The sequence below is a fragment of the Mycolicibacterium agri genome (assembly GCF_002553505.1).
Lineage (GTDB): Bacteria > Actinomycetota > Actinomycetes > Mycobacteriales > Mycobacteriaceae > Mycobacterium > Mycobacterium agri.
Window position 1 is genome coordinate 49,785 of sequence record NZ_PDCP01000040.1, and the last position, 8,559, is coordinate 58,343.

General features: G+C 67.7%; 5 protein-coding genes and 1 pseudogene. 3 read left to right on the forward strand and 3 right to left on the reverse strand.

The annotated features are described in order from the left end of the window. Nucleotides 1–78 precede the first annotated feature (78 nt). Nucleotides 79–1,431: a TIGR01777 family oxidoreductase gene (locus tag CQY20_RS20855; protein WP_097941985.1), complete on the forward strand. Its 1,353-nt coding sequence runs from the start codon at nucleotides 79–81 to the stop codon at nucleotides 1,429–1,431. On the opposite strand, the gene CQY20_RS20860 is transcribed toward CQY20_RS20855, so the two are convergent. Beyond that, nucleotides 1,413–2,135, reverse strand: a complete 723-nt coding sequence (locus CQY20_RS20860) for a type 1 glutamine amidotransferase (protein ID WP_097941986.1) — start codon at nucleotides 2,133–2,135, stop codon at nucleotides 1,413–1,415. The two genes, CQY20_RS20855 and CQY20_RS20860, sit on opposite strands and share 19 nt — an antisense overlap. Before the next feature lie 41 nt (nucleotides 2,136–2,176). On the opposite strand from CQY20_RS20860, the gene CQY20_RS20865 reads away from it, so the two are divergent. Then, the gene (locus CQY20_RS20865; protein WP_097941987.1) at nucleotides 2,177–3,721 is read left to right on the forward strand and encodes a phospholipase D family protein; all 1,545 of its coding nucleotides are present in this window, start codon (nucleotides 2,177–2,179) and stop codon (nucleotides 3,719–3,721) included. Here CQY20_RS20865 and CQY20_RS20870 read toward each other — a convergent pair. Both CQY20_RS20870 and CQY20_RS20875 read right to left on the reverse strand, forming a co-directional pair. Further along, nucleotides 3,705–4,952: an MFS transporter gene (locus CQY20_RS20870; RefSeq protein ID WP_163701541.1), complete on the reverse strand. Its 1,248-nt coding sequence runs from the start codon at nucleotides 4,950–4,952 to the stop codon at nucleotides 3,705–3,707. The two genes, CQY20_RS20865 and CQY20_RS20870, sit on opposite strands and share 17 nt — an antisense overlap. Then, entirely contained in the window at nucleotides 4,949–5,377 is a 429-nt protein-coding gene (locus CQY20_RS20875; protein ID WP_133119092.1) for a MarR family winged helix-turn-helix transcriptional regulator, read from the reverse strand. Before CQY20_RS20875 ends, CQY20_RS20870 begins: the two co-directional genes overlap by 4 nt. Before the next feature lie 149 nt (nucleotides 5,378–5,526). Here CQY20_RS20875 and CQY20_RS36115 point away from each other — a divergent pair. Continuing rightward, nucleotides 5,527–7,729 (forward strand): annotated as a pseudogene (locus CQY20_RS36115) (ATP-binding protein); the annotation flags it as partial. Nucleotides 7,730–8,559: the final 830 nt, after the last annotated feature.

Consider the following 8,559-nt stretch of genomic DNA (forward strand, 5'->3'; position numbering starts at 1 on the left):
CGAGCAATCTGGAAAAGCACCGAGTCCGGGCTACTCGCGAAATCGTCAAAAATCACCGGTTCGGCGGCGGAAGGAACCATGGGGATCGAATTCGAAAGCGTTGTCGACCATCCGCTGACCGAAGTTTTTGCCTGGCACACCAGGCCCGGTGCAATGTCGCGGCTCGTGCCGCCCTGGCAGCCGATGACGGTGGTGGCTGAAACCGAGTCGCTGGCCGACGGCCGTGCCGTGCTCGGGCTGCCGGGCGGCCTGCGCTGGATCGCCGAGCACGACCCGGCCGGTTACGACCCGCCGCATCGCTTCGTCGACGTGCTCACCTCGGCCGGGCCGCGGTCGCTGCCCGCCCGGCTGATCGGGTGGTGGCGCCACACCCACTCCTTCAGCGAGGCACCGGGCGGCGGCACCCGGGTGCACGACGAGGTCGACACCACCGTGCCCGCCGCGGCGCTGCGGCCGACCTTCTCCTACCGACACCGGCAGCTGGCCGACGACCTGGCCGCCCACCGCGACGCCGCTGCGGCGGGCGCCACGCCGATGGTCGTCGCCGTCACGGGCGCCTCCGGATTGGTCGGATCCGCGCTGACCGCATTCCTGACGACCGGCGGCCACCGGGTGATCCGGCTGGTGCGGCGGCAACCCCGGACCGGCGACGAACGGCAGTGGCGACCCGAAGCGCCTGCACCCGAGCTGCTTTCGGGTGTGGACGCGGTCATTCACCTGGCTGGCGCGTCGATTGCGGGCCGGTTCAACGCCAAGCACAAGGCGGCGATCCGCGACAGCCGCATCGAGCCGACGCGTCGGCTGGCGCAGGCAGTGGCCGACAGCGACGACGGCCCGAAGGCGTTCATCAGCGCCTCGGCGATCGGCTTTTACGGCGCTGACCGCGGCGATGCTGTGCTCGACGAGGACAGCCCCCGCGGTGACGGGTTCTTGGCCGATGTGGTCGCCGATTGGGAGGCGGCGACCCGGCCGGCCGCCGACGCCGGGCTGCGGGTGGTGACCGTCCGGACCGGGATCGTGCAGGCCGCGGCCGGCGGGACGCTGCGGCTGCTGCGTCCGCTGTTCCTGGCCGGCATGGGCGGGCGGATCGGCAGCGGCAGACAGTGGCTGTCGTGGGTCGGCCTGGACGACCTGCTCGACATCTACTACCGCGCGCTGTACGACAGCAGGCTGTCGGGTCCGGTCAACGCCGTGGGACCCGAGCCAGTGCGCAACGCCGACTACACCAAGGTGCTGGCGGCCGTGCTTCGCAGGCCGGCGCTACTGCCCGTGCCGCCGTTGGGGCCGCGGCTGCTGCTCGGCGAGGAGGGCGCGCGTGAACTGGCCGCCGCCGATCAGCGGGTCGTGCCGAAAAAGCTGATCGAGTTGGGGCATCGGTTCCGGCACACCGACGTCGCCGATGCGCTGAGGCATCAATTGGGGCACGGCTGACGCGACACCCGCGACAGGAAACCGCGCACCAGCCCGCGGATGCGGTGCGCCGCGCTTTCTTTGTATTGCTTTGTTGCCGAACGTAATTCGTCGTGTGTCCGGCCGACGCTGGCGACTTCGCCGTTGCGGTCGTCGGCGAGCCAGCGCTCGAGCAGCGCGAGATCCAACTCGGGATGAAACTGTAGGGCCAATGCGCGGCCGAGCAGGAACGCCTGCGACGAGTTCGCCGTTCTGGCGATTTCGGTCGCATTCGGCGGCAGGGTCCAGCTGTCGAAATGCCATTGGAACCATGGCCCGCCGGGTACCAGGCTCTCGTCGTCACTGGTCACCTCGTACCAGCCGATCTCCGGCGTCGCGGACCGGGCAACCGAACCGCCGAAGGCCTGCGCCAGCAGTTGGCCGCCGAAGCACACGCCCAGCGTCGGCACGCCTGCGGCGGCGGCGTCGCGCAACATCTGCATTTCGGCGCCGACCCACGTCCGGCGGAGCGCCTCGTCGTACACCGGCCACCTGGCTCCCAACGGCACGATCGCGTCGTAGCCGGTCGGGTCGGGAAAGGCCACGTCCATGACGGGTTCGTGCACCCGTTCGGCGGGCACCACTTCGAAGGTGGCGACGTCGTAGCCACATTCGCTGAACGCCTCGCCCAGCAGTCCCTCGGTGGCGAGATGCTCGTTGTAGATGAACAACACTTGCGGTGCCATGTCGGAGATTATTTCCGAGCCGCCGCGGCTATTCGAATCCGGTGGCGCAGCTCACAGACTGGTTCCTCACTCCCGACCAGCGAGGAAACCCGGCCAGCACGCTTCCGGCATGGTGCACGGGCAATCGCGCCGAGCCCCTGATCCACGGGGCGACGTACTTCGACCAGCTGGTGCGCGAAGTGGAGGCGCTCGGTGAGGGCGACTATCTGTTCTTCACCGACTGGCGCGGCGATCCCGACGAGAAGATGCGCGACGACGGACCTACCGTCGGCGACCTGTTCTGCGCTGCGGCCGCGCGCGGTGTCGTCGTCAAGGGCCTGGTGTGGCGCTCGCATCTGGACCAGTTCGCCTACAGCGAGGAACAGAACCAGCATCTCGGCGAGGCGATCGAGCAGGCCGGCGGCGAGGTGCTGCTCGATCAGCGCGTCCGGTTCGGCGGATCGCACCACCAGAAGCTGGTGGTGATCCGTCACCGGGACCACCCCGAACGCGATGTCGCGTTCGCCGGCGGCATCGACTTGTGTCACTCCCGGCGCGACGACGCGTCCCACCTCGGTGACCGGCAGGCACAGCCGATGGCCAAGTTCTACGGACCGCGACCGCCGTGGCACGACGTGCAACTGCGCATCCAGGGTCCGGCCGTGGGTGCCTTGGACACCGCGTTTCGGGAACGGTGGACCGATCCAGCTCCGCTGGACATGCTGTCGCCGATCGCGTGGGTCATGGACAAACTGCGTGGCGCGGATCTGACAGCGGGGGTGTTGCCGGCGCAACCGCCGGATCCGCCGCCGTGCGGGCCGCACGCCGTGCAGGTGTTGCGGACGTACCCGGATGCGCATTTCGAATATGCCTTCGCGCCGAAGGGCGAGCGCAGCATCGCGCGAGGCTATTCGAAGGCGGTGCGGCGGGCCAGGCGGCTGATCTATCTGGAGGACCAGTACCTGTGGTCGAAACGGGTCGCCGACCTGTTCGCGACCGCCTTGACCGACAACCCGGATCTGAATCTGGTCGCCGTGGTGCCGCGGCATCCCGATGTCGACGGAAGGCTGTCACTGCCGCCGAATCTCGTCGGACGACAGCAGGCGATCGACGCGTGTCGCACCGCCGCGCCTTCGCGGGTGCATATATTCGATGTCGAAAACCACGAGGGCACACCGGTTTACGTGCACGCCAAAGTCTGCGTAATCGACGACACCTGGGCTACCGTCGGCAGTGACAACTTGAACCGCCGCTCGTGGACCCACGACAGTGAACTGTCGTGCGCGGTGCTGGACGAGACGGGGGAGTTCGCCCGGGATCTGCGGGTCCGACTGCTGCGTGAGCATTTGGACCTCGCCGCAGACGGATCCGAGGACGACGGCATTGTCGACCCCGACACCGTTGTCGACGCAGTCGCGGCCTCGGCGCAGGCGCTGGAGCAGTGGCATGCGAGTGGCGGCAGAGGGCCTCGGCCGCCCGGCCGGTTGCGGCCGCACCGTCCCGAGAAACTCGGGTTGCTGACGCGGCTGTGGGCCGAGCCGATGTATCGGGCCTTCTACGACCCGGACGGGAGAGCGTATCGCGACCGGCTCAGGCGTTACTTCTGACCGCAGTCTGCTCGTCGTGGTCGGCTCCGACGGCGCGACGCATGTACAGGTAAGCGATCACCGCGGCGATCGCAGTCAGCACGCCCGCCAGCAGAAAGGTGGCACGGGTACCGAAATGCTCTGCGAGCCAACCCATGACGGGAGCGCCGATGGGGGTTGTGCCGCCGATCGCCACCACGAGTAGCGACAGCACACGGCCCCGCATCTCCGGGGCCGCCGCCAACTGCAGCCACGTACTGGCCAGCGCCTTGAAGATGACGCTGCTTGTGCCCATGGCGAAGACCAGCACGAAGGCCGTCGCGAGGTTGGGCGCGACTCCGGTGGCCAACAACAGCGCCGCCAGCAGCAGCGCTGCCCCGATGATGCGGCCGACCGTGGCGCGCAGCACGCCCGCCAACGCCAGGCCGCCGAGGACCGAACCCGCTCCGAGGGCGCCGAGCAGGTAGCCGACGGTACGGGCGTCGCCGTGGAAGGTCTCGCGGCCCAGCACCGCCAGCAGCAGCTGAAAGTTGTAGGCGACCAGGCCCACCGACGCCAGCAGGGCCAAAGGAACGAAGAGCTCCGCGTTGTTGCGGATGTAGGCGAGTCCGGCGCGCAGCTGACCCGCCCCGCGGGCGATGGGTTCCGGCGCGGAAAGCTCATCGCTGCGCATCAGGAGCAGCCCGGCCAGAACGGCCAAAAACGACATCGCGTTCAACAGGAAGGTCCAGGGCAGACCGAATGCCGCGATCAGAATGCCGCCGAGCGCCGGGCCGACGACCTTTCCGGTGTCTTGGACGATGTTGTTCAGCACCACCGCGTTCGCAAGCTGCGACGCAGGAACCATCTCGCTCGGAAACGACTGTCGCGCAGGCTTGTCCAGCGCATCGATGACACCGCCGATGACCGCAAGCACGAGGACCAGCGCGACGTTGATGTGGTTGGTCAGGATGAGAACGCCGAGCAGCAGCGACGGGACCATCGCCGCGACAGCTGTCCCGATCAATATGGTGCGCTTGGCAATCCGGTCCGCGACCAGGCCTCCCCACGGCCCGAGGAGCAGCAGCGGCACCTGCTGGGCGGCCAGAGTGATGCCGAGCCAGGCGCCGGAGTTCGTCAGCTCCAGCACAAGCCAGGCCTGGGCCATCTTCTGCATCCAGGTGCCGGTGAGCGACACCGACTGTCCCAGGAAGTACAGCCGGTAGTTGCGCGTCTGCAGCGAGGCGAATGTGGCGGTCAGATACCGCTTCACGCCTTGACCGCCAACAGCTTCTCGAGTGCGGGCACGGCCGCCAGCAGGGTCATTTGATCTTCGAAGTCCAGGGCCTCGAACTGCCGCAGCAGGTACTGCTGTTGCCGGATGCGGGCGGCGCGCAGCACCTCGGCGCCGTGCTCGGTGAGCGCCACGAGCGACACCCGCCCGTCGGCCGGGTCCACCCACCGGCGCAGGTAGCCTGCGTCCTCGAGCTTGGACACCAGCCGCGTCAGCGTCGACTTGCCGATCTGCTCCAGCCTGCCGAGTTCGCCCATGCGCAGTTCACCGTGGCGTTCGACGGTGATCAGCGCCGACATCTGCGACGCGGTCAGGTCGACGTCGGCACGCTTGCGGAGGCGCCGCGACAGCCGGTGAATCACCTGGTGAAGGGTGGCCACTTCGGGCGCATCGGTGACGGGCAAAACCACTCCTACAGAATTAGTACGCTATGCGTACTATATCACCGTCGCGGAGATACGCGCATACGCCGATGTTTTGCCCCGGCCCGGGTCTCAAGCTGGCTAGCATGAGCCAACTCGAGTGGAGCGAAGCCGCGGATGTGAGGAGCACGATGGCCTCCGCCGTGAGTGGACTACCGACAGGCACGGTGACGTTGTTGCTCGCCGACGTCGAGGGCTCCACCCGGCTCTGGGAGACCTTGCCCCACGAGATGACGGTCGCGATCGCGCGCCTCGACACCACGCTGTCCGATTTGGTCGCCGCCAACGGCGGAGTGCGCCCGGTCGAACAGGGCGAGGGTGACAGCTTCGTCGTGGCGTTCGCCCGAGCCAGCGACGCGGTCGCCTGTGCGCTGGCGTTGCAGCGGGCCCCGCTGGCGCCGATCCGGCTGCGCATCGGGATCAACACCGGCGAAATCCAACTGCGCGACGAGGGCAACTACATCGGACCGACAATCAACCGCACGGCGCGGCTACGCGACCTGGGGCACGGCGGGCAGACGCTGTTGTCGGGTGCGACCGAAGCGATGGTGCTCGACCATCTCCCGTCGGACGCGTGGCTGAACGACCTCGGCACCCACGCGCTGCGGGATCTGCCACGACCCGAGCGGGTCGTCCAGCTGTGCCATCCCGATATCCGCAACGAGTTCCCGCCGCTGCGTGCCGCCGAACCCGAATCGGCCGCCCGCCTGCCCGGCCCAGCTGACGAGTTTCGTCGGCCGCCGGGCGCAGATCGCCGAGGTGCGCACGTTGCTGGGTGGCAATCGACTCGTAACGCTCACCGGCGCAGGCGGTTCGGGCAAGACGCGGCTGGCCATTCAAGTCGCTCATGAGCTTGATGACCACGTCGGATACGTCGACCTCGCCCCGATCACCGACAGCGAACTCGTCCCTGTCGCGGTGATACGCGCCCTCGGGCTGCCGGATCAGCCGGGCCGGACGGGGACGAACACGCTGCGGCGGTTCATCGCCGATCGGACGATGCTGCTACTTCTCGACAACTGCGAACACCTGCTCGATGCCAGCGGCGAACTGATCGCGACGCTGCTCGATGCGTGCCCGCGGCTGACCGTGCTGACCACGAGCAGGGAGCCGATCGGCCTGGACGGGGAGGTGACATGGCGGGTGCCCTCGCTCTCGCTGACCGACGAGGCCGTCGAGTTGTTCACCGACCGCGCGCGGCGGGTGCGCTCCGGCTTCACCGCCACCGACTCGGACGCTGCGACCGTCATAGAGATCTGCAAGCGGCTCGACGGCATGCCGCTGGCCATCGAACTCGCTGCCGCACGGGTACGTTCGTTGTCGCTCAACGAAATCCTCGATGGTCTTCACGACCGCTTCAGGCTGCTGACCGGAGGTTCACGCCGAGCCGTGCGTCGCCAGCAGAGTCTGGGCGCCTCGGTGGATTGGTCGCACGCGCTGCTGACCGAATCCGAGCGGATCCTGTTCCGACGGCTGGCCGCGTTCATGGGCGGTTTCGACCTTGCCGCCGCGCAGGAAGTGTGCAGCGGCGACGGGCTGCCGCGACACCAGATCCTCGACCAGCTCGCGTTGCTCGTCGACAAATCTCTGGTGGTCGCCGAAACCAGCAGCGGCGCAACACGATACCGGCTGCTGGAGACGATTCGTCAATACGCGCTGGAGAAGCTCGGGGAGTCCGGCGAAGCCGACGCCGTACGTGATCACCACCGCGATCACTACACGTCGATGGCGCTTGGGTTTGACGCTGTCACGCCCGCCGACTATGAACCCCTGCTGTCCCGCGCCGAGATCGAAATCGACAATCTTCGTGCCGCTTTCGCGTGGAGCATCGAGCACGGTCAGCTGGATCGGGCGTTGGAACTGGTATGCGCGTTACACCCGTTGTGGCAGTTGCGGGGTCGCCCGCAGGAGGGCCTGACGTGGTTCGACACGGCGTTCAACGAAATGGACGCCTGGGCCGACGAGATCGATCCGGCGGTACGCGCACGGGCTCTCGCCGACAATGCCGTCCTGAGGTCACTCACCGCCAGCATCTCCGGTATCCCGCAGGCCGAGAAGGCACTTGCCATCGCGCGCGAGCTCGATGATCGGGCACTGATCGCCCGAGCCTTGACGGCCTGCATCGGTGCAGCCGCCTTCGACATCGAGGCGGGACGTCCTTATGTCGCCGAAGCGATCGAGGTGGCGCGCGAGCTCGGCGACAAGTGGCGGTTGAGCCAGATACTGGCTTGGCAGGCCTACAGGGCCGGCCTGACCGGACATCCGGTGATCATGGCCGCCGCAGGGGAGGAGGGGCAGGCCCTCGCCGACGAGGTAGGAGACTGGTTCATATCCCGCATGTGCCGTTTCTGGGGCAGCGCGGTTGGACGATTTGAGCGCGGAGCCGTGGGGGAGGCGGCAGCGCTTCTGCGAGAACTGCTTTCGGACGCGGATGCGTCCTCGGACATGTTTCACAGTTTCATCTGCCGTGTCGGGTTGGGCAACGCATTGTTACTGATGGGCCAGTACGACGAAGCCCGCGTCTTCGCGCAGCAGGCAGTGGACGCAGCGCCGGAGCTGGGGCCTTTCTTGGCACTGTGGGCGTACGCGCCACTGGCCCGGGTGGCATTGATGCAGGGCGACATGGTGGCCGCGGCCGCAGCGAACGACGTTGTATTGCAACAGATTGCGGCGCAACCCGAGGTTGTCATCGCCAATGTGATGCCGATGGTTGAATTCGCCTTCGTGCAGGGCGATCTCACGACGGCAAGAGCCCGCGCAGACGAGACGGTATCGGTGATGACCGGTTGGCACCGGGCCAGCGCGTTGGTAACCCGCGCGCATGTGGCGCTTGCGCAAGGTGAGTTGAACCGGGCCGAGGCCGACGCCCGTGACGCACTCATCAGCGCCGTCGAGATCGAAGCGTTTCAAGTGGTGCCCGACGCACTCGAGATCCTGGTGGAGGTGGGCGGCGCGGCCGCCAATCACCGCGACGCGGCGCGGTTGGCCGGTGCGTCATCCGCGATCCGGCGAGCGCAGGGCGGCACCGTTCGGCTGCGAATCTACGATCCGCCGTACGAGGCCGCCCTGGCGGCCATCCGCGAAGCCCTAGGAGCCTGCTGAATTAATCCCGCGTGGCGGGCGTGGTTCTGCTGGGGTTTTCGGGATGATTGACGGGTGCAGGG

What these genes read in the sequence shown, in the direction of transcription:
- CQY20_RS20860 (WP_097941986.1), bottom strand. Translation starts at nt 2,135, where the DNA reads ATGGCACCGCAAGTGTTGTTCATCTACAACGAGCATCTCGCCACCGAG.
- CQY20_RS20855 (WP_097941985.1), top strand. Translation starts at nt 79, where the DNA reads ATGGGGATCGAATTCGAAAGCGTTGTCGACCATCCGCTGACCGAAGTT.